At 38.0% G+C, this 22,393-nt stretch carries 22 protein-coding genes and 1 rRNA gene; 6 read left to right on the top strand and 17 right to left on the bottom strand.

The features are described from left to right. Both C7Y47_RS22500 and C7Y47_RS22495 read right to left on the bottom strand, forming a co-directional pair. A 16S ribosomal RNA gene (locus tag C7Y47_RS22500) occupies positions 1-152 on the bottom strand; the annotation flags it as partial. Positions 153-493: 341 nt separating this feature from the next. Beyond that, positions 494-1,387 carry a nucleotidyltransferase-like protein gene (locus C7Y47_RS22495; RefSeq protein ID WP_142510787.1) on the bottom strand — a complete coding sequence of 298 codons (894 nt, stop codon included), beginning with the start codon at positions 1,385-1,387 and terminating at the stop codon, positions 494-496. A 209-nt stretch (positions 1,388-1,596) separates the two neighbouring features. On the opposite strand from C7Y47_RS22495, the gene C7Y47_RS22490 reads away from it, so the two are divergent. Further along, the gene (locus C7Y47_RS22490) at positions 1,597-1,947 is read left to right on the top strand and encodes a YgzB family protein (protein ID WP_142510786.1); all 351 of its coding nucleotides are present in this window, start codon (positions 1,597-1,599) and stop codon (positions 1,945-1,947) included. A 25-nt stretch (positions 1,948-1,972) separates the two neighbouring features. Here the strand turns inward: C7Y47_RS22490 and perR are convergent, their stop codons facing one another. From perR to bcp, 3 genes are all read right to left on the bottom strand, one after another. Further along, positions 1,973-2,416, bottom strand: a complete 444-nt coding sequence (perR, locus tag C7Y47_RS22485) for a peroxide-responsive transcriptional repressor PerR (protein ID WP_142510785.1) — start codon at positions 2,414-2,416, stop codon at positions 1,973-1,975. 105 nt (positions 2,417-2,521) lie between these two features. After that, positions 2,522-3,466, bottom strand: coding sequence for a D-2-hydroxyacid dehydrogenase (locus tag C7Y47_RS22480; RefSeq protein ID WP_142510784.1), 945 nt, complete (start codon positions 3,464-3,466; stop codon positions 2,522-2,524). Next, the gene (bcp, locus tag C7Y47_RS22475; RefSeq protein WP_142510783.1) at positions 3,463-3,939 is read right to left on the bottom strand and encodes a thioredoxin-dependent thiol peroxidase; all 477 of its coding nucleotides are present in this window, start codon (positions 3,937-3,939) and stop codon (positions 3,463-3,465) included. The genes C7Y47_RS22480 and bcp overlap by 4 nt, the downstream gene beginning before the upstream one ends. Positions 3,940-4,070: 131 nt before the next feature. Here bcp and C7Y47_RS22470 point away from each other — a divergent pair, with 131 nt between their 5' ends. Together C7Y47_RS22470 and C7Y47_RS22465 are read left to right on the top strand one after the other, a co-directional pair. Further along, the gene (locus C7Y47_RS22470) at positions 4,071-5,357 is read left to right on the top strand and encodes a glutamate-1-semialdehyde 2,1-aminomutase (protein WP_142510782.1); all 1,287 of its coding nucleotides are present in this window, start codon (positions 4,071-4,073) and stop codon (positions 5,355-5,357) included. 194 nt (positions 5,358-5,551) lie between these two features. After that, positions 5,552-6,640 carry an FUSC family protein gene (locus C7Y47_RS22465; RefSeq protein WP_142510781.1) on the top strand — a complete coding sequence of 363 codons (1,089 nt, stop codon included), beginning with the start codon at positions 5,552-5,554 and terminating at the stop codon, positions 6,638-6,640. Between the two features lie 195 nt (positions 6,641-6,835). Here the strand turns inward: C7Y47_RS22465 and nikC are convergent, their stop codons facing one another. From nikC to mutY, 9 genes are all read right to left on the bottom strand, one after another. Next, entirely contained in the window at positions 6,836-7,729 is an 894-nt protein-coding gene (gene nikC, locus C7Y47_RS22460) for a nickel transporter permease (protein WP_142510780.1), read from the bottom strand. A gap of 15 nt (positions 7,730-7,744) precedes the next feature. Next, complete coding sequence (locus C7Y47_RS22455) at positions 7,745-8,749, bottom strand: ABC transporter permease (RefSeq protein WP_142510779.1); 1,005 nt, start codon at positions 8,747-8,749, stop codon at positions 7,745-7,747. A gap of 264 nt (positions 8,750-9,013) precedes the next feature. Beyond that, the gene (locus tag C7Y47_RS22450) at positions 9,014-10,630 is read right to left on the bottom strand and encodes an ABC transporter substrate-binding protein (RefSeq protein ID WP_142510778.1); all 1,617 of its coding nucleotides are present in this window, start codon (positions 10,628-10,630) and stop codon (positions 9,014-9,016) included. Between the two features lie 21 nt (positions 10,631-10,651). After that, positions 10,652-11,641, bottom strand: a complete 990-nt coding sequence (locus C7Y47_RS22445) for an ABC transporter ATP-binding protein (protein WP_142510777.1) — start codon at positions 11,639-11,641, stop codon at positions 10,652-10,654. Next, positions 11,616-12,629 carry an ABC transporter ATP-binding protein gene (locus C7Y47_RS22440; protein ID WP_142510776.1) on the bottom strand — a complete coding sequence of 338 codons (1,014 nt, stop codon included), beginning with the start codon at positions 12,627-12,629 and terminating at the stop codon, positions 11,616-11,618. Before C7Y47_RS22440 ends, C7Y47_RS22445 begins: the two co-directional genes overlap by 26 nt. A gap of 463 nt (positions 12,630-13,092) precedes the next feature. Beyond that, positions 13,093-14,838 carry an ABC transporter ATP-binding protein gene (locus C7Y47_RS22435; protein WP_142510775.1) on the bottom strand — a complete coding sequence of 582 codons (1,746 nt, stop codon included), beginning with the start codon at positions 14,836-14,838 and terminating at the stop codon, positions 13,093-13,095. A 204-nt stretch (positions 14,839-15,042) separates the two neighbouring features. Then, positions 15,043-15,588 (bottom strand): nucleoside tri-diphosphate phosphatase, encoded by a 546-nt coding sequence (gene ntdP / locus C7Y47_RS22430; RefSeq protein WP_132363336.1) that lies wholly within the window; start codon positions 15,586-15,588, stop codon positions 15,043-15,045. A gap of 368 nt (positions 15,589-15,956) precedes the next feature. Beyond that, positions 15,957-16,136 (bottom strand): gamma-type small acid-soluble spore protein, encoded by a 180-nt coding sequence (locus tag C7Y47_RS22425; protein WP_142510774.1) that lies wholly within the window; start codon positions 16,134-16,136, stop codon positions 15,957-15,959. 84 nt (positions 16,137-16,220) lie between these two features. Then, entirely contained in the window at positions 16,221-17,255 is a 1,035-nt protein-coding gene (mutY, locus tag C7Y47_RS22420; protein WP_142510773.1) for an A/G-specific adenine glycosylase, read from the bottom strand. Between the two features lie 208 nt (positions 17,256-17,463). Here mutY and C7Y47_RS22415 point away from each other — a divergent pair, with 208 nt between their 5' ends. Next, positions 17,464-18,450, top strand: coding sequence for a metal-dependent hydrolase (locus C7Y47_RS22415; RefSeq protein WP_142510772.1), 987 nt, complete (start codon positions 17,464-17,466; stop codon positions 18,448-18,450). 39 nt (positions 18,451-18,489) lie between these two features. Here C7Y47_RS22415 and C7Y47_RS22410 read toward each other — a convergent pair whose 3' ends face one another. The 3 genes from C7Y47_RS22410 to recX are packed head-to-tail and all read right to left on the bottom strand — an operon-like array spanning position 18,490 to position 19,889. Further along, positions 18,490-18,759 carry a YfhJ family protein gene (locus C7Y47_RS22410; protein ID WP_142510771.1) on the bottom strand — a complete coding sequence of 90 codons (270 nt, stop codon included), beginning with the start codon at positions 18,757-18,759 and terminating at the stop codon, positions 18,490-18,492. Further along, positions 18,760-19,089: a YfhH family protein gene (locus tag C7Y47_RS22405; RefSeq protein ID WP_142510770.1), complete on the bottom strand. Its 330-nt coding sequence runs from the start codon at positions 19,087-19,089 to the stop codon at positions 18,760-18,762. After that, positions 19,086-19,889 carry a recombination regulator RecX gene (recX, locus tag C7Y47_RS22400; RefSeq protein ID WP_142510769.1) on the bottom strand — a complete coding sequence of 268 codons (804 nt, stop codon included), beginning with the start codon at positions 19,887-19,889 and terminating at the stop codon, positions 19,086-19,088. The genes C7Y47_RS22405 and recX overlap by 4 nt, the downstream gene beginning before the upstream one ends. A gap of 259 nt (positions 19,890-20,148) precedes the next feature. Between recX and C7Y47_RS22395 the strand changes: the two genes are divergently transcribed. Both C7Y47_RS22395 and rlmD read left to right on the top strand, forming a co-directional pair. Beyond that, positions 20,149-20,967 (top strand): polysaccharide deacetylase family protein, encoded by an 819-nt coding sequence (locus C7Y47_RS22395; RefSeq protein ID WP_142510768.1) that lies wholly within the window; start codon positions 20,149-20,151, stop codon positions 20,965-20,967. A 44-nt stretch (positions 20,968-21,011) separates the two neighbouring features. Then, positions 21,012-22,391: a 23S rRNA (uracil(1939)-C(5))-methyltransferase RlmD gene (gene rlmD / locus C7Y47_RS22390; protein ID WP_142510767.1), complete on the top strand. Its 1,380-nt coding sequence runs from the start codon at positions 21,012-21,014 to the stop codon at positions 22,389-22,391. Positions 22,392-22,393 lie beyond the last annotated feature (2 nt).

Below are 22,393 nucleotides of genomic sequence, written 5' to 3'. Positions count from 1 at the left end.
GTTATCCCAAACTATAAGGTAGGTTGCCCACGTGTTACTCACCCGTCCGCCGCTAACGTCAAAGGAGCAAGCTCCTTTTCTGTTCGCTCGACTTGCATGTATTAGGCACGCCGCCAGCGTTCGTCCTGAGCCAGGATCAAACTCTCCATAAAAAGAAATTTGATTAGCTCAAATTGTTTTGCTGGCATCATGTTTGATGTCCAAATTTTTGTTTTGTTCACTAACTCGAGGTTAGCTAGTAAAAACTTTATTGATTACGTTTTGCTTGTTCAGTTTTCAAGGTTCATGTTGATGTCGTTGTTTTCAGCGACTTCTTTATATTAACATTTAACTCATTTCATGTCAACAACTTTTTTAAAAAGTATTTCCGTTCGTTGAGTTATTTTGTTATGTCTTAGCGACAATTAATATAATACAATATCAATGAATTAAAAGTCAATAACTTTTTATAATAAAATATCGAGGTATTTTTCATACCTCGATAACTAGCATACTACAGTCCTTGCTCCATTTCTAGAGCTTCTTTATTTACCTTATAATGACGGTGGAATATCATGTCACTTTTCGCAACGATAGGTTCAATTTGAATATAATCTTTGTCCACTAAATATTCGACAAACACTTCTAAATCTACTGAGTAGTTCATGAGCTCATTATGATCGTGCAATTCCTGAATTGTCCAAGTCTCTTTTGTTTGCATTACTTCTAAAATATGTTGAGCGCCGTCTCGAGTACGTGAATGTATTAAAAACTCGCTTGCTAAAAATAATAGCTCTAAACGTTTTTCTATCGGCTCATTACTTGTAACGAGCTCCTCGTATAATTTATAAATCGCTGGTTCTATTTTTTTCACCTGCGCCCAAACAGTTACTTCAGGGTAAAGTCCACTATCAATAATGGATAAACGCCCCAAATGATGTAATGAATCTACTACATGATTATAAGCATCGAGATAGCTACCCTTATCAAAGTATTCTTTTCCTTCTAAGTAACGTCGAATTAACTTTGAAAATTGAATACCAGTTTTGATTTTACGACCACAAAACGGAAACTCCTGTAATTCAATTTTTAATTTATGAAGAAATTCATTACGATCAAATAATACTTTACCAAAGAAAATCCAATCGACCACTTTTTTATTTGAGCCAATGAGTAGCCATTTTCGTATTATTTTCTCAGTAACAGTATGTAAAGCTACTTTATTTCCTTCATATAAGTAATGCTTTGAAAAGACTGGCTTTTCTGCTTCCTTTACAATAATAAGTAAGACTGTATCAAATGTATCTGTCACATTACTTTTTTCCTCGCGTTTTTCCACTAAAATAACGCCTAACGTATTCGACTGACTTGCACGTTCCTGGTATATCGGACGCAAAACTTGTTCCATGTTCAGTCCCCCTCTATTTACTTGTTACCTTTTTACTTCATTCAATGGATGTCACGGATTTTCACCGTATTCAATTACACCAATGCGAAATTGATTTCGTTAAAAATTCGACATACTCTAAAAGTATTCCTTCTTTCCACGTTATCAAAGCTAAAATACTTTGTTCTTATATGTTATAGTAGATTTTAGATTGGGAGGCAAGATGATAAATGAAACCTTACAAAAGTAAAATTAATAAAATCCGTTCATTTGCATTAGCACTTATTTTTATCGGCTTTGTAGTTATGTATGGGGGCATCTTCTTTAAAAACTATCCTATTCTAGTATTAATTTTCATGACCCTTGGTGTACTTTGTATTATTGGTAGTACAGTCGTATATGCATGGATTGGACTGCTCTCAACAAAAGCTGTTCAAGTGGAATGCCCTAATTGCCATAAGCACACAAAAGTATTAGGCCGTGTAGATATGTGTATGTACTGCAATGAACCATTAACACTGGATCCAACTCTAGAAGGAAAAGAGTTCGACCAATCTTATAATAAGGCAAAAAAATCCTAGCCCTTCGATAAGAGCTAGGATTTTTTCATTGTACTTTTGCAGATACATCTTTACACGATGGACAAGTGCCGTAAATTTCTAAACGATGCGAATGCACATCAAAGCCTGTTACTTGTGATGCAAAATGTTCAATTTCGTCGAGACCAGGATAATGGAAGTCGACTATTTTTCCACAGCATTCACAAATCATATGATAATGATCGTTTGTAACGAAGTCAAAGCGACTTGAAGCATCACCGAAAGTTAGTTCTTTCACTAGACCAACTTCACGAAATACGCGAAGGTTATTATAGACAGTCGCTACACTCATATTCGGAAATTTCCCTTCAAGTGCTTTATAAATTTCATCGGCAGTTGGATGTGCCATTGTTTGAATTAAATATTCCAAAATAGCATGACGCTGAGGAGTAATACGAACACCAGTTGTTTTTAACGTGTCAAGTGCATCCTGTAAATGCGTTTCAGACATCGTCATGCACCTCTTCCATAAAGATTATTAATTGATAATAGTTATAATTAGTGTATCGAATTAAGCTTACTTCTGTCAACAATCATACACATTTCAGTTTAAGCTTCAATAACCTCGTGATAAATCCACCCTATTTTCTACATCCGTTTCACCACGTAACCACTTCTCTAAACTTGGCTTAAAAATCTCTAGGCTACGTTCAACATAACGAGATGAGTGACTTGAAATATGCGGAGATACAATGACATTCGGTAAAGTCCATATAGGATGATCAGCAGCTAAAGGCTCTTGTTCAAATACATCTAAAACAGCGTAACCAATTTCACCTGCTTGAATGGCATGTATCAAAACATTTCCCTCTACTAAGTTTCCACGACCAAAATTCATGAAAATTGCGTCATTTTTCATCGCTTTAAAATGGTCTTCTTTCAATAAATGCGTCGTCTCTTCTGTTTTAGGTAATACAGAAAGGACAATATCAGCCTTTGGTAAAGCTTCGGCTAATTGATCAAAGCTCACTATCTCATTCATATATGCTGCTTCGTTCCCCGAACGGTTACAGCCAATTGTCGCAATACCAAAAGCTTGCAATAAGCGACCTACTTCCGAGCCAATAGCCCCAGGTCCTAAAATAAGTGCTGTACTATCCCGCAACTCGGTTTGTTTCGCTTTTTTTGACCATTCACTTTTCTTCTGCTGTTCATACATCCAAGGCAACGCACGCTTAATCGCTAAAATATGGGCAAGCATTGATTCTGCCATTGGCGTTTTATGAATGCCACGCACATTCGAAACGAGTATCCCTCGTTCTATAATGGCTTGAGCTGGCATTTTTTCGATCCCCGCCGAAGCTACAAAAATCCATTTAACCTTTGTCGCATACTGTATATTTTCATCATGTAAATCTTCACCGTATGTGACAAGTACATCCGCTTGTTGTAGCTCATCGTTGGATAAGCCATTTTCAAAAATAAAATCAACTTGTGGAAATTCAGCTACTAGTGGCTCACGTAAATCCGGTCTTGGTTCAAACGTAAAATAAATTCTCATTGCTTCGCCTCCCATTCTGCTAAATATGTATATACTTCTTCAATATGATTTTTCACACGTACTTTACGCCAAGCCTTTATTAGGTTTCCTGCTGTATCAATTAAAAATGTCGAGCGTTCTATCCCCATATATTCACGTCCATACATCTTCTTCAGCACCCACACGCCATACGCTTCTGCTACAGCATGATCCTCATCCACTAATAGCGAGAATGGTAATCCGTGTTTATCTATAAATTTGGTATGTTTTTTTGCATCGTCAGGACTAACCCCAAGTACAACTGCATTTAATTTACTAAAATCCTCGTGCTTATCACGGAAGTCACAAGCTTCCGTCGTACAGCCTGGTGTCATATCTTTAGGATAAAAATATAAAATAACATTTTGTCCTTTGTAATCCGCTAACTTTACTGTTTCTCCTGTTTCATTTATAAGGGAAAAATCAGGTGCTTTTTCACCTTCTATTAAAGCCATATCAATCTCCTCCTCTGTACGCTCTATTTTACTCTAAATAGTAAAACAAATCATATCCCTTAATTTCTTTGGATTTCTTACACCGATAGGTCTACAATAGATGAAGTATAAAGATTTAGGAGGCAATATATATGAATCACACAAAATCTGAAGCAGTACACACAGAAGCGCTACAGCATATCGTTGGTGGTGTAAATAGCCCTTCTCGTTCTTATAAAGCAGTTGGCGGAGGTTCACCTGTTGCAATGGCTCGTGGGAAAGGTGCTTATTTTTGGGATGTTGACGGCAACCGTTATATTGACTATCTAGCAGCTTACGGTCCAATCGTTACTGGTCACGGTCATCCACATATCGCAAAGGCTATTACACATGCAGCTGAAAATGGAACTTTGTTTGGGACTCCAACTGAATACGAGGTTACTTTTGCTAAAATGCTAAAAGAAGCAATCCCATCTATGGATAAAGTACGCTTTAATAACTCTGGTACAGAAGCTGTCATGACAACAATTCGTGTTGCACGTGCTTATACTGGCCGTACAAAAGTTATGAAATTCGCTGGTTGCTACCATGGTCACTTTGACTTAGTACTAGTAGCTGCTGGTTCAGGACCTGCGACATTAGGTACTCCTGACTCAGCAGGTGTTACAACTTCTACTGCAGAGGAAGTAATAACTGTACCATTTAACAACCCTGAAGCATTTACAGAAGCAATGGATAAATGGGGCGATCAAATCGCTGCTATTTTAATCGAGCCTATCGTTGGTAACTTCGGTATTGTAGAGCCAAACCCTGGCTTCCTAGAATTAGTGCATGCTACAGCAAAGGAAAAAGGTGCGTTAACAATTCACGATGAAGTTATCACTGCTTTCCGCTTCCACTACGGCGGTGCTCAAAACTTATTAGGCTTAACACCTGACCTAACTGCCCTTGGTAAAGTAATCGGCGGTGGTTTACCAATCGGTGCATACGGTGGTCGTAAAGAGATTATGGATACAGTGGCTCCACTTGGACCTGCCTATCAAGCAGGCACAATGGCAGGAAACCCTGCATCCATGCAAGCTGGTATTGCCTGCCTAGAAGTATTACAAACTCCAGGTATTTATGATGAAATGGACCGTCTTGGAGCCATTTTAGAGGAAGGTATCTTGGCTGCAGCAAAAAAACATGATGTAACAATTACTGTTAATCGTCTTAAAGGAGCTCTTACAATTTACTTTACAGATGTGACAGTAGAAAACTATGAGCAAGCTGAAAACTCAGACGGTGAAATCTTTGGTCGCTTCTTTAAATTAATGCTTGCACAAGGCATTAATTTAGCACCATCAAAATATGAAGCATGGTTCTTAACAACAGCGCATACAGAAGCCGATATTCTTGAAACAATCAAAGCGGTAGATATTGCATTTTCACAATTGTAATTTGTAAAATGTAACGGCTAAACGCTTAGTGAGAAGAGCAATATAGAACAGTTTCTAAGGTTAACTTTTAAAGACGACTCCCCTGTGAGTCGTCTTTTTCTGTAAATGACATACAAATCTATGTATTTTATGAGCACTTCCTTCTATAATGTAAAGAAGCTTAAAATTTTAGACAGAAAGGACATCCATTTTCTATGAAATTAGGTGCCCGTGTATTTAAAACTGGTGTCGCCATCGTGTTTGCACTATTTATTGCTGAGCTGCTAGAGCTACCTTCACCTGTTTTTGCAGGAATTGCAGCGATCTTCGCGATTCAGCCATCTATTTATCGTTCCTATCAAACAATTGTTGAGCAAGTACAAGCCAATATTATAGGAGCTACCATCGCGGTCATTTTTGGCTTGCTTTTTAGTCACCATGTAGTAGCCATCGGCATTGCAGTCATTGTTGCGATCGGTATCATGTTAAAATTCAAACTTGAAAAATCATTGTCTCTAGCACTCGTTACAGTTGTAGCTATTATGGAGTTTCAAGGAGATGACTTTCTTACATTTGGTCTTATTCGCTTTTTCACCATATTAGTTGGGGTGTTAGCAGCATTTGTTGTCAATCTGTTCTTCCTACCGCCAAAGTATGAAGTAAAGCTTTTCCGTAAAATTTACTTTTTACAGGATGATATTATTCGATGGACGCGACTTGCTGTTCGCCAGGCATCTGAGCATACATCTACAAAAGAGGCATTAAGCAAATTTAAGGCTCGTATGCAACGAGTTGACACACTGTATGATTTTTATAAGGAAGAGCGTAATTATTTTAAAAATAAAAAGTTTGTAAAAGCACGTAAATTAGTTGTTTATCGTCAAATGATCACAACATCAAAGAAAAGTTTAGAGCTGCTTCATCGTCTTCATAATCATGAAAACGAAATAGCCCAGCTACCGACACAATTTCATTTAATGATTCAAGAGCGACTTGATTTCCTGCTAACTTACCATGAACAGCTACTGTTAAAATATACTGGGAAGTTAAAGCCCGAACATTCAGAGTGGAGTAAAAACATCGATTATGTTCAGCGTAACGAGTTAATGGAAATATTCATCAAGCAGATCAGTTATGCGCATGATGAAGGCGACACAGAATTCTCGAGCTATCACTTGCTTTATATTTTATCGCGTATTTTAGATTATGAAGAAAACCTAGAGCATTTAGATACGCTCATCGTTTCGTACCAAACTCATCATGGCCAAGAGATCAATGTGGAGTTTGAAGAAGAGTTTATTTAACTTCTTAAGTAATTGTCTCCCATCTTCATAGGTGGTGTTTTTAGCGAGGTGTCCAAACATCTGTCCCTGTCGCTACACTTTCCGTACAAAAGACATCCGCTGACAGAAGTAAAGCCTCCGGCGGGATAATTGCTTAGTTAAAGCATGTAAAAGAGCGAAGGGTTGGCATTATATCCACCCCTTCGCCCTTTTTTATTAGCTTTTCATTTTCGGGTCAAGCGCATCACGTAGGCCGTCCCCCATTAGATTAAAACCGAGTACCGTTAACATAATAGCTAGACCTGGGAAAATCATAGTCCACGGAGCCTTTATTAAATAAATACGGGAATCCGCTAGCATTTTACCCCATTCTGGCGCTGGCGCTTGAGCTCCTAATCCAAGAAAGCCTAGTGCTGCCGCTTCAATAATCGCTGTCGCTATCGCTAACGTTCCTTGAACGATAATTGGCGTCATCGAGTTGGGCAAAATATGCGAGAACAAAATTCTTGAATCACGCATTCCGATGGCCTTTGCCGCTACAATATATTCCTCTTCTTTAACACTCAATACTTTCGAACGAATTAAGCGCCCGAAATTCGGCACGTTAATAATGGCAATGGCAAGCAATGCATTTTGTAATGATGGTCCAAGTACTGCTACTATCGCAATAGCTAGTAAAATACTAGGGAATGCTAACAGAATATCAAAAATACGCGAGATTATCGTATCAATCCATCTTCCATAATAACCCGCAATAATGCCAAGGAAACTACCTACAATTACAGAAAGAATAACCGAAAAAAAACCTACCTTCAAAGAAATACTAGCTCCATGTATAACTCTTGAGAAAATATCCCGCCCAAAGTCATCTGTTCCAAACCAATGCTCACTTGACGGTGCTAATAACCGATTCGAAAGATTTTGTTCATTCATTCCTTCAGGAGCAATCATCGAGCCAAATATAGCAAGTATAATAAAAAATAGTACAATGCCTGCACCTACTAGGGAGATTTTGCTCTTTTTAAAGCTACGCCAGCCTTCTCTCCAAGGACCTACCGCTCGTTCACGACTTGGTGCTACATCTGTTTTTATATTTATCGCTCCAGTCATTTTTGCTTCTCCCCTCTATTTGTATTTAATCCGTGGATCAATCACCGTATATAGTAAATCCACAATTAAGTTAATCATAATAAAAATAAAAGCAATTACTAAAATACCTGATTGTATAACAGGATAGTCTCGGAAGCCAATAGCATCATAAATATAACGGCCTATTCCAGGCCAGCTGAAAATTGTCTCTGTTAAAATGGCGCCACCTAGCAGTAACCCTGTTTGCAAACCAATTACTGTTAATACCGGAATAACTGCATTTTTCAATGCATGCTTATAAACAACAATAAACATTTTTTGCCCTTTTGCTCTAGCGGTGCGTACATAGTCAGAGCGCATTACTTCAAGCATAGACGACCTAGTCATTCTTGCAATAATCGCCATTGGGATTGTCGCAAGAGCTATGCCCGGTAATACTAATCGCTTTAATACTTCAGTAAATTGATCAAAGCGGCCTTGTATTAACGTATCCAGTAAATAAAAATGAGTAATGGTGGTTATTGGATTTCGCACATCTTCTCGCCCAGACGTCGGGAACCAGCCAAGCTGATTACTGAAAGCCCATTGTTCCATTAAGCCGAGCCAGAAAACGGGTATAGATACTCCGATTAAAGCAACTACCATTGCCACATAATCAAACCAAGAATTTTGAAACCATGCAGAAATAATGCCTGCATTCACGCCAACAATCACTGCGATAATCATGGCAAATAGCGCTAGTTCAGCTGTTGCCGCTAAATACGGGAAAATTTCCTCCGATACGGGCAATTTAGTACGTAACGATACTCCTAAATCCCCCTGGAAAATGCCACCTAAATAACTAAAATATTGTGTATACCATGGCTTATTTAATCCTAAACTTGCGTTTAACGCTTCGACCGCTTCTTTCGTTGCCTGCTGCCCTAAAATTACTTGTGCTGGATTACCAGGAATTGCACGAATTAACATGAAAACGATAAAAGTCATTCCAAGCAAAACTGGGATTAATTGAGATAAACGTCTTCCCATATAGTGAAGCATTTTCTTCACCCCTCTGTTATTTTCAAAATATACTTTTGTATGAAAAGCATTGAAGTCTTTACACATACTGTAGAAAGGGTCAGCCTTCACCAAACGGTTCCGGACGCAATTATGCCGAGGCATAATTGATCGTTTAGATGATTGTTCTTTCATACAGAAAAAAACCTCTAGCTTGTAAAAAGAATCCGCTAGATTCCTACGGCTTACCCGCAGAAAGCAAGCAGATTCTTTAAAATAGTTCCCTCTTAAATTAAAACCTGTTTCCTACTTCATATCTACTGACTCTAAACGGTCAGAGCCTGTTGGATGTGCAATATAGTTTGTAACTTTAGTGTTAGCAGCTAAAATTGGGGTAGAGTGAGCAAGCGGAACCCACGGTGCATCTTTAGAGATAATCTCTTGTGCTTGCTTGTAAAGGGCATTACGTTTGTCCTCATTCATTTCAGTTTGTGCTGCAACTAATAGTTTGTGCACTTCTTTGTTGTCATAGAATGTATAGTTGTTAGAATGAATATTATCTCCGTCTAGTAAAGTGTAAAGGAAGTTATCCGCATCACCGTTATCACCTGTCCAACCAAGTAAGAATGCATCTGCCTCTCCCTTTTCCGCCTTATCTAAATACGTAGCCCATTCAAACGTTACAATTTTAGATTTCATACCAACATCTGCTAAATTTTTCTGAATGGCTTCCGCAATTTTTTGACCATCAGGCATATACGGACGTGGCACAGGCATTGCCCATAGTTCAATTTCTTTACCATCATAGCCAGCCTCTGCTAATAATGCTTTTGCTTTTTCCGGATCATATTCATAGCCTTTAATGGCATCGTTGTAGCCTGCAACTAATGGAGGCATTGGATTTTTCGCTGGCTCGCCTAGGCCTTCATAAAATGCGTCTACTAATGCTTGCTTATCGATTGCATAATTTACTGCTTGACGAACTTTTACGTTATCGAATGGTGGACGAGTTACTGTTAATCCAAGATAACCAACATTCATAGATGGACGTTCGATTAGTTGTAAATCTGTATTTGATTCGATTGAAGCTTTATCAGATGGACTTAAGCCATCCACTACATCAACTTCATTGTTAGTTAATGCATTGAATCGTGCGGAGTTATCTGGAATAGAACGGAAAATAACTTTATCTAATTTCGGCAAATCTGCAATACGGTAATCTGGGTTTTTCTCTATTGTGATGGAATCATTTCGTTTCCACTCAACAAATTTAAATGGACCAGTACCTACTGGATGATCTTTAAGTGCCTCATCATCTTTTTCAAAAGCTGTTGGTGAAGCAATAGCAAATGGAGACATCGCTAAATTTTTCAAGAATGTTGCTTGTGGTTGGGATAATTTAAATATAACTTTATAATCACCATCAGCAGTAATCGACTCAATTACTTGCTTGTCATCTACCGTATATTGAGAGGCGTAGTATGGGAATTTATCAGCACCACCAGCTTTCCAGCGCTCAAAATTTTTCACGACTGCTTCAGCATTGAAATCAGTACCGTCATGGAACTTAACCCCTTCTTCAAGTTGCATCGTATACGTTAATCCATCTGCTGACGGTTCCCAAGATTTTGCCAGTCCTGGCTGCAATGTTACATCTTGCTCTCCAAAGTTAATTAGAGTCTCATAGAGGTTAACCGTTACTTTAAATGATTCACCTTCTGTTACTGTCGCTGGATCGAGAGCAGTGGAATCACCACCACGACCATATACTAATGTTTTTGACCCACCGCTAGCTTTATCGCCACCACTTGAAGTATCTTTACTACCCGTATCCTTAGTATCTGAGCCGCCACAAGCTGCTAACATCGTCGAAAGAACAAGGATAAGCATTACACCCAAAGTCCAAAGCTTCTTTTTCTTCATTGATTTTCCCCCTAAGTTTTTTTATATCATTGAATGTTGAATTACATCATATAGATGGCACGCAACATAATGACCCGGTTTCACCTCTTGCATTTTTGGAACTACTTGAGAGCATTCTTCCTTTTTAAATGGACATCTTGTATGGAAAGTGCACCCGCTTGGCGGATTCGAAGCACTTGGGATATCTCCAGAAATAATGAGCTGTTCACGTTCAAACGTAGGATCTGGAACAGGTACCGAGGATAGCAATGCCTGTGTATATGGGTGAAGTGGCTCAGCATATAAATCCTCACTTGCTGTCAGCTCCACTAATTTCCCCAAATACATGACACCTACACGATTACTAATATGACGTACAACCCCTAAATCGTGGGAAATAAAAATATAAGTTAGCTTTAAATCCTTTTGTAAGTTTTGCAATAAATTCAATACTTGAGCCTGTATTGACACATCGAGTGCAGAAACGGGCTCGTCGGCAATAATCAAACGTGGATTCGTCATCAGAGCACGGGCAATGCCGATACGCTGTCTTTGACCACCACTAAATTGATGTGGATACCGTTTCACATGATATTCATTTAACCCAACAATTTCGAGAAGCTCTAATACCTTCTGTTTCCGTTCCTTTGCGTTGCCCATTCCATGAACAATAAGAGGCTCCTCCAATATTTTTCCAATATTATGCCTAGGATTAAGAGAAGCATAAGGATCTTGGAAAATCATTTGAATGTCTCTACGAGCTTTGCGCATTTCATTGTTCGAAAAGTCTGAAATCATTTTACCTGCGAATTCAATCTCGCCCTCTGTTGGCTCAAGCAATCGCATTAAAAGTCGACCAGTCGTTGATTTACCGCACCCTGATTCACCAACGATACCTAATGTTTCTCCTTCAAAAACTTCAAAGGAAACATCATCCACTGCCTTTACGTCTCCAACCTGTGTATTCAAGGCACCCTTCCGAATAGGGAAATACTTTTTTAAACCATCAACTTTCAATAACACTTTCGACATGTTGCTTCACCTCCTGTTTCTCTAGTAAAAAACATCTCGATTTATGCCGCTCTGTCGCTTCATATAAAGGTGGTGTTTCTTGTACACAGCGGTCCATCGCAAATTCGCAACGCGCTGCAAAACGACAACCTTCCTGAATACTACCAGGCTTAGGTACACTACCTGGTATAGAGTAAAGATTGTCCTTTTTATAACGCATATCCGGTACTGATTTAATAAGCCCTTGTGTATAAGGATGCTTTGGATTTACGAATATCTCCTGAATAGGTGCCTCCTCTACAATTTGGCCTGCATACATCACAATAACCCGCTCGCATGTTTCTGCTACAACGCCTAAATCATGTGTAATTAATAATACGGCTGTATTTAAACGTTTATTTAAATCTTTCATAAGCTGCAAGATTTGAGCTTGAATCGTAACATCTAATGCAGTAGTCGGCTCATCAGCAATCAATACCTTCGGATCACAGACAAGTGCCATCGCAATCATAACCCGTTGTCGCATCCCCCCTGATAGTTGATGTGGGTAATCTTTTAATAATTCCTCAGCTCGTGGTAAACCTACTAGTTTCATAATATCAATTGCCCTTGCAAATGCTTCCCTTTTAGACCATTTTGGATGATGAATTAAAATCGCTTCTTTTAGCTGATCTCCAATTGTAAACAAAGGATTTAAGGATGTCATAGGCTCCTGAAAAATCATCGCCACATCTTTCCCACGAATTTTTTGCATTTGTTTATCAGATAATGTGACGAGGTTTTTGCCATCTAATAGTATTTCTCCACCTGTTATTTTTCCTGGTGGCGATGGTATTAACCCCATAATGGACAGTGATGTGACACTTTTTCCACTTCCCGATTCCCCTACAATCCCTAATATTTCTCCCTCACGAACAGAAAAATCGATATCATCTACGGCAGGAATTTGTCCATCATCTGTAAAAAAGGTTGTCTTTAAACCTTTTATTTCTAGCAGCTTTTTTCTCATGATCAATCGCCCCATCCTACCTATATTTTTACTTAATCACATTCTCTGTCACTCAATTCCCTATTTTCAGATAATTCTAACCAAAAAACATTGCTCTTTCAATCATAATTATTCTGCAATTAACATAGATTTTCTACATCGTTCGAGTTCTATATTAATAATGTCTTAATAATCGATAATATTTTATAAATAAGACAAAAAAATAGCCTTCTGTTTATATTTAAACGGAAAGCTATTTTTAGATTATTAGATAGGGTTGACGTCGTTTCACTTTCGCACAAAAAACATCTTATTGCCCAAGCGGCTCATCAGACGCCCCCAGGAAGCTCTGCGCGAAAGCGAAGCGGCAGCGGCAAATGTTTTCTGTAGCGAAAGCGAAGCGGCAGCAACAAAGCGCCTGACCGGAACGGAAATCAACCCCACATTATGGTGAGCCAGGATTTTTTTATTATAACGTGGTATATCAATCTAAATGTTGCACCTGGAATAAATTAAAGTAAGTTCCCTCTTTTTGCATTAATTGCTCATGGGTTCCACTTTCAATTAATTGTCCATGATCTATAACAATAATTTTATCTGCATGTGTAATCGTAGAAAGTCGGTGAGCAATTATAATAGTTGTGCGTTCATGTGCAAGTACATCCAATGATTCTTGAATAAGTGCCTCACTTTCCAAATCCAACGCAGAAGTTGCTTCATCCAGTATTAAAATAGGGGGATTTTTTAAAAATACACGAGCGATTGCTACTCGTTGCTTTTGTCCACCTGATAACTTCACACCGCGCTCCCCGACTTTTGTATCATAGCCATTTGGCAAGCTCATAATAAAATCATGTGCATTTGCCGCTTGTGCTGCAGCAATTACCTCTTCATCAGAAGCACCTGGCTTGCCCATTAAAATATTATCTTTTACCGAATCGCTGAACAAAATATTATCCTGTAGGACGATTCCAATTTGTGAGCGTAAAGAATGTAAAGTTACGTCTCGTACATCATTTCCATCAATACGCACCGCGCCACTAGTAGTATCATAAAAGCGAGGGATCAAACTAATAATAGTTGATTTTCCTCCACCACTCATTCCTACAAATGCAACTGTCTCTCCAGGGTTAATCGTGAAATTGATGTTGTTTAAAATTTGTGAGCCATCCTCTTCATATTGAAAGTTCACATTGTCAAAGCGAACTTCACCCTTTACTCGAGGTAGCTCTAAGGCATTAGCCTTGTTTTTTATTTCATAAGGTTCATCTATTAATTCAAACATTCGATCCATTGATGCTATTGACTGTGTTAACATCGTTGATGAACTTACAAGACGACGAAGTGGACCATAAAGTCGTTCGATATAGGCGATAAAGGCCACCATCGTCCCGACTGAAAGAGAACCATTAATAACCTGATAACCTGCATAAGCAATTACTAGGAGAGGTGCTACATCCGTGATGGTATTTACCACCGCAAAGGATTTAGCATTCCATTTCGTATGGTCTAGTGCCTTTTCTAAAAATTCACCATTTGCTTCATCGAATAATTTTTGCTCATGCTTTTCTAGCGTGAAGCTTTTAATAATACTCATTCCAGCTACACGTTCATGTAAATAACTTTGCACACCTGCAAGCGCTTGTGATCGTTTACGTGTTAAAGATCGAAGTTTACCAAAGAAGTACTTCACACTAAATGCATAGAATGGGAACGCAACTAATGCTACTAGCGTAAGCTTAACATCCATGGCAAACATAATACCGATAGCAATAACAATTGTCGCAAGGTCTAGCCAAACATTCATCAAGCCTGTCATGATAAAGTTTTTTGTTTGTTCCACATCATTAATCACTCTTGAAATAACATCGCCAGCTCTTGTATTGGCATAGTATCTTAAACTTAATCGCTGTAAATGTGCATATATTTGTTTTCGAATATCGAAAAGCACTTTGTTACTGACATTTTGAGCGAAATATTGACGGTAATACTCAATCGGTGGTCGAATAATAAAGAATACAATGATCGTACCACCTAACCAATAAAACAATTCCTTTGTCTTCTCTGCATCCGTTAGACTTTTTGCATCGATAATATCATCTAACACGATTTTTATGAGTAATGGAATAAATAACGGAATCGCAAATTTCACTATACCAATTATAATCGTTAAAATAATTTCCCATGTATATGGTTTTACAAATTTCATATAACGTTTAATACTACCCAATTGATTATCACATCCTTATTAATAATACTCTCTTAAGTAAATAGCACATAAAAAGAAATAGACATCCACAAATTGAATGCCCAAACGTATTATAGCAATATTTTGCTTTAAGTACATTTAATTTAGCTTTATTACTAACTATTTTACAATTCGATTGTTTAAGACATAAAAAAAAACACCCATTAGTAAAACTAATAGGTGCAACTAATCATCTGCTTGCATATCGAGCTGAAACTTATATCGACTTGTCCAGGCATCGATGAAATCAGGTGCAAAGGGTCCTCTTTTTTGTTGAATCCAGCTAATTAATTTATCGACATTGCGCTTTAAAATTTTATCTATGACATCTGGATAAGACATTTCCTTACGATGTAGCTCATATTCATCCTCATCTAAGAGTGAATAAGACATATCAGGGAAAACTTTAATGTCTAAATCATAGTCAATATATTTAATGGCATTATTATCGAAAACAAATGGTGAGCTTAGATTACAATAATAATACACACCGTCCTCACGTAGCATGCAAATGATATTAAACCAGTGCTCCGCATGGAAATAACAAATAGAAGGCTCTCTCGTTAGCCAAGTACGACCATCGGATTCTGTCACAAGTGTCCGTTCATTCGCACCGATAATTATATTTTTCGTCCCTTTTAAAACCGTTGTTTCTTGCCAAACACGGTGGATACGGCCATTGTGCTTATAACTATGTATTTGTATCGTTTCTCCTTCTACCGGTATTGCCATTTTTGAAGCCCACCTTTTCGTCTTATGCTACCTAAATCTAGCAGTCTCTAGTATATTATAGCAATGTGTACGCGAAAGGTGTAGTTAGAAAACCACAAAATTTCCCTGCGCTCTTTTAAATTTGTACAAAATTTCGATCATAACAACCTTTCAATTAGATTTTTTTTGCTTGTGTTTATAAACAAATCGGATTTTCTGAATCAAAGCCTTTCTTCCGATCAGTTCTTCATTCTATCTGAGTAGTTTCCTCGGCTACCCAATCAATTTTCTCATCTTACTATATAAAAAAAAAAGGAGCTGCCTTTATTAATCTTTTCGATTTTTAGACAGCTCCTAAGAGGTAAATGCAATTATGCAATTACAAAGTGTTATTCACCAAGATCTTGGTTAGTTTTATTGAAGTTACCTGAAGCTTGAGCTTTGTTTTGCTCTGCTTTAGCATTTTGCTTTTGCACTTCATTAACGTCTGTTTCATAACCAAATTCTTGACTTTGACGTTGCATGTTTTTATTCGGTTGTAAATTTTGGTTGTTGTTTTGCTTTTTCATTATTCATTCACCTCCACGCTCATTATTGTGTACCGAGGTGAATGCTTTTATGCTCATAAATTTTTTTAAATTTTATTTTCTTGATTAACTCTTAATTTCTCGCCAAATTTTCAGCATTGGAACGGGCATTGGTAATAATTCTATTTGCTCTCGAGTCAGCCATTCGCCCTTTACTGCTGAATTGCATTTCATAAAATAGCTATTTATATGCCATGTTAAATGTGAAAAAACATGTTTAAATGTTAGCAAATCTTCTTGCGATTGAACATTCATAGCATAATCATTAAAAAATGTATCTATTGAATCTTTACCGTGCTCAAGCATTGGAAACTGCCATAGGTTAGCTAGTAAACCTTCTGCTGTTCGCTGTTCTAATAAAAATCGACCTTCGTCATCTTGGCATACAAGCACATCGTATGTGATATACTTCATCTTTACTTTTTTTGATTTGATAGGTAATTTTTCTGGCTCACCTTCATTATAAGCGGTACAGTATTCGCGAACTGGACACAATAAACACTTTGGTGAGGTTGGCGTACAAATAAGTGCACCAAGCTCCATTAAGCCTTGATTGAAGGACGATGCATTTTCGGGATCTATCAATTCTTCAACAGCCGCTTCAAAAACCTTTTTAGTCTTTGGAACTGCTATATCATCATGAATAGTAAGCACACGACTTAAAACGCGCATAACATTGCCATCAACCGCATGTTCGGGCTTATTATAGGCAATACTTAAAATAGCTCCAGCAGTATATGGGCCTACGCCTTTTAATGTTGAAATCTCGTGGCGATTATCGGGGACTATCCCACCGTAGTTTTCTAATACCTCACGGACACCCGCTTGTAAGTTACGTGCACGGGAATAATAGCCAAGGCCTTCCCAATGCTTCAATAAGTATTCTTGCGGAGCTTCCGCGAGTAATTCTAATGTTGGAAAACTTTCCATGAAACGATTGTAATAAGGAATAACTGTGTCGACACGTGTTTGCTGGAGCATCACTTCCGATACCCAGATTTTGTAAGGGTCCGTAGTATGTCTCCAAGGTAAATCACGTTTCTCAACATTAAACCATTCGACTAAAGATTGTCGAAATTCTGTTACATATGGATAATTCACAGTGACCTCCTGCGTCTTTACGATTTTATTTATAGTAAAAAGAGTATACAATTAAGAAAAGCTTATCTGTCAAAAACGACAAAAAACTTCATATTTTTTCAAGCTTTAAAACAACTTTCTTAATTGTAAATATCACGTATTACGGATTATTGAAATATACATGTATGCAATTGTACTCTTTTTTGTTGCATACAAGGAGTGGATATTTTTGGATTCAGGTACACATTTCGTTATGGGTATTGCCCTCGGAGGTCTTGCTTTAATCGACCCCGTTGTAGCAGATCATTCAATGACCTTTACCGCAGTAATGGCAGGTACGATTATTGGCTCACAGGCACCTGATGTCGATACAGTGTTAAAATTACGCAACAATGCCGTTTATATTCGACATCATCGAGGAATTACACATTCACTACCAGCAGTAGCTCTTTGGCCCATATTAATTACAGCGGTTTTAGCACTTATTATTCAAGACGCAAATGTGTTTCATTTATGGCTTTGGACATTTTTAGCCGTAGCACTTCATGTCTTTGTTGATATTTTCAACGCTTATGGTACACAAGCACTTCGACCATTCTCTAGAAGATGGGTTGCACTTGGTGTCATTAATACGTTTGATCCAATTATTTTTACACTACATTGCCTTGGCATTTTACTTTGGGCATTTGGTGCAAATCCAGTTTGGACATTTAGTATCATGTATCTCATTATTATCGTTTACTACTTTTTACGCTTTACAGTCCAAAAAGCTGTAAAGAACGCTGTGCATAATACCATACAAGATGAAGAGTATGTCATTGTAGCCCCTACAATGAGATTCTTCCACTGGCGAATTGCAGCAAAATCCAAAACGCATTATTACGTTGGGCGCGCTTATGGGCGAACTGTTAATATTTATGATAAATTCGAAATAAAACCTTTACCGAAAACGCCTCTTATCGAAATAGCATTGAAAGATCGCAATCTCGCTGCTTTCGTGTCATTCTCACCATTGTATCGCTGGGAAATTTCAGAACTCGATAATGGCTTAACAGAAGTAAGATTAATTGATCTGCGTTATCGTAGTGATAATCGCTATCCGTTTGTTGCTGTCGCTCATTTAAACGATGACAATGAGATTATCACTTCATACACAGGCTGGATTTTTACCGAAGATAAACTCCAGAAAAAATTACAGGTTGGCGCAAGTAATTAAACATCAGCAAACCCTGACCAAATATTGGTCAGGGTTTTGTTATTGTACCATATCATCACTAGCATCGAGTAAATGTGCGTATTTAGGGTTGCGTCCTGCAAATGCATGAAGTTTATCACCGTAGCTGTTAATTAATTGACGCACTAAATTTTCAGTGTAATCAGCACCACGATAGGAGTAGCCTGCTTTTGCAGAAGTCGATTCAAAATCACTCCATAAAAGCTCAATCCATACTCGTGCACGTCCTACTGACATTTGCGGGTTTTTTGCAAGTAATTCAGCAGTTAGTTTTTCAATTTTTTCTTCCATTTATTTGCCCACCTTTACAGGAGATAGCATGGAAACAGGTAAAGCCTCTTGATATTTTTCGCCCCCCAAGCGATGTCCCCAAGCAAAGCGACCTTTTAAATAATCCACTTGAAAAAATTCATTTTCAGAGCCGTCAATACGATACATTTCTCCAGGAATTATTGTCTCCAAATCTACTAAATAAGCAGCCGCCATTAAAGCCTTACGCTCATATACTGCGAATTCATTAATGATACCTAGCTGTTCCGCCTTACGTGCCTTTTCCTTTATCATTGCTATTTCCTCACGTAATTCGTGCTCTGACATTGCAGCGTAATTTTTTTCGTTCATTCCTCATTCTCCTTCTCTTCTATAAAACGATCTATAACCTCTATAGGAAACCCCTTTTGATAGAGAGCCTGCTTTATTTTCATTTTCAATTCATAACCAGTATACTTCGATGAATACTTTTTCCAAACTTTTTCGCCTTGTCCATCAAGTAGCTGTTGCCATTCATCTTCATCTTGCTCAATCTCTATTTGACTGAGCACATCATCTATAACACTAAAAGAATAACCTTTTCGCATTAAAAAATCTTGAATTTTAGCTTTTATTTGTGTTGGGGTTTTCTTTTTTTCTGATCGAACGACCTTCTCAGCCAATTGTGTGGCAAGCTTAACCTGTTCCGCATGACTATACGTAGCAAGAACCTCATCCTGTAAGCTTTTATCAATTCCTTTTTTCATAAGGTCTTGCCTAATTGCCTTAGGTCCCTTTTTCATCGTAGCTTTTTTCGTATCGAGTAATGCCTTGGAGTAAGTTTCATCATTTAAAAAGCCGTATGATTTAAGCTTTTGGATAGCCTCTAAAATAACCGCTTCCCCAAATTCTAACGAGAGAAGCTTTTTCTTGACCTCATGCTCACTGCGCATTTGATAAGACAAAAAATTTAACCCTTTATTAAAAGCTTTTCGAATCTCATCCTCATAGGCAATTTCCTGAATGTCAAATTCCTCAAGTACTTTTCCCTTCGTTAATCCAAATTGAATGAGAATTGCCTCATCTACAGGAAAAGCGTATTCTTCGTTCAAATATATATTATAACGTTCTGGGTTGTTTTTTTGACGTGCAATTTTCGTAATAATACGCATTTGTAACACCTCACTACTGACCATTATAACATTTTTCGAGGGTATTGCTCTGTGGGAGGTATACTCCCGTTTTGCGTGGGTATTTACTTTTACTTCGGTATTCTCTCGTTTCACGAGTAATTTCCAGTTTCGCGGGTATTCTTTTAGAAAAACATCATTTTACGTTTAATTTCCTCTTCAAGATTTATTGCATTAAATTAAATAGGATAATTTTTTTAAAAATACGCATTCTAATGAAAAAGAAAGGATGCGTTTTTATATGTGGAAACAGCATATTGTAGGTGCGGTCATCGCTACTTTTATTATTGCCGCGGCGATTAGCTTTAATCCATTTTCAGCTTCTGGCTCTGATGAATACCATTGGGGATTAAAGAAAGCAAAAAACGGTGAACCAGCTGAAGCTGGAGCACAGCTTGATCAGCTACTTGAGAAATATGGTGCTATTTATAAAGGTAAGCCTGATAAAAAAATTGCTTATTTAACCTTTGATAACGGATATGAAAATGGGTTTACAGAAAGCATTTTGGATACATTGAAGAAGGAAAAAGCACCAGCCACCTTCTTTTTAACTGGTCATTATTTAGAAAGTGCCCCCGATTTAGTGAAACGCATGATTAAAGATGGCCATACAATCGGCAACCATTCATATGGACATCCAAATATGGCGAGATTAACGCCAGATGCTATGCGTACAGAATGGAAAAAATTTGACGATAAACTACGGGGATTGACTGGTATAAAGCGTACAACATACTTCCGACCACCTGAAGGTACATTTAATGCGAAATTATTAGAGGTAGCAAATGCTGAGGGCTATCGTCATATTTTCTGGTCTGTTGCCTTTAAGGATTGGGAAAGGGATGTCCGTCGTGGCGCAGATTATGCGTATAATGCATTAATGGAACAGCTTCACCCAGGCGCTGTTATTTTAATGCATACAGTTGCACAAGATAATGCAGAAGCTCTCCCAAGGTTTATTGCCGAAGCGAAAAAACAAGGCTATACATTTTTATCCCTTGACGATTTAGTTTTAGAATATGAAGATTCTCCTGTCGCTTTGCAATCGTCTACTCCTTAGTTATAATGGGGAGATGATATTAAAAGAACAGGGACGTGGATCGCTTGACGCAGCAAACAACAATGGAAGTAGGACAAAAATTTCCTCTAACAATAAAAAGACTTGGTATTAACGGTGAAGGAGTAGGCTTTTATAAGCGTAATGTGGTATTCGTAAAAGGCGCTATTCCTGGTGAAGAAATTACAGCACAAATAACTAAAACACAGCGAAACTTTGCCGAAGCAGAAATAGTAACTATTCGCAAAGTTTCAAAATATCGCCAGGAAGCACCATGCCCAGTTTACAACGAATGTGGCGGCTGTCAGCTTCAACATATGACATATGAAAAACAGCTAATCGAAAAGCGTGATATCGTTATTCAAGCATTAGAACGTTACGCTAAACCTTTAGCTAATACAGTTGAAGTTCGCAAAACTTTAGGGATGGATAATCCATGGAATTATCGTAACAAAAGTCAGTATCAAGTACGTAAAGAGGGTAAGCGTGTCTATGCAGGGTTATTTGCAGAAGGTAGTAACAAGTTACTGAACATCAATGATTGCCTTGTTCAACATCCGATTACATCTAAAATCACAGTGGCAACGCGTAAAATTTTACAAAAACTGAATATTACTATTTATGATGGTCGTACACTTGATGGCTTAGTACGTACGATTGTTGTACGTACAGGAATTCGTACTGGTGAAACACAAGTCGTGCTCGTTACAACACGTAAGGAAATTCCACATCAAGCGGAACTCATTGCACGTATTAAAAAAATCGACCCAAGTATTGTTTCGATTGCCCAAAATATTAACCGTGAGAAAACATCGTTAATCTTTGGCGATGAAACAATTGTCCTTGATGGCAAGGAAACAATTCATGAGGAGCTTGGAGAATTAGCCTTTGATTTATCAGCTCGCGCCTTTTTCCAACTGAATCCAACACAAACGGTCCATCTTTATGATGAAATAAAAAAAGCAGCAGCATTAACAGGCAAAGAAACAGTTGTTGATGCTTACTGCGGTGTTGGAACAATCGGCTTATGGCTGGCTGACAAAGCAAAAGAAGTTCGTGGGATGGATGTTATTCCAGAAAGCATTCAGGATGCACGTAAAAATGCTCGAAACCATGGCTTCAAGCATACAAAATACGCAGTCGGCACAGCAGAAAGTGTCCTAGCAAAATGGCGCAGAGAAGGGTTTACACCAGATGTTATTACAGTTGACCCACCACGTACAGGTCTAGCACCAGAATTCATCCGCACGGTGTTGAAGCTAAAACCGAAGCGCTTTGTCTATACATCGTGTAATCCATCAACTTTAGCGAAGGATTTAAACGAATTATCGAAGTTTTATGATGTGGAGTATATTCAGCCGGTGGATATGTTTGCACAAACCGCACAGGTGGAATGTGTGGCGAAGCTAGTATTGAAAAATATGTAATG

The sequence above is a fragment of the Lysinibacillus sphaericus genome, from assembly GCF_006864135.1.
GTDB lineage: Bacteria > Bacillota > Bacilli > Bacillales_A > Planococcaceae > Lysinibacillus.
This window is presented reverse-complemented; position numbering and strand designations above follow the sequence as displayed.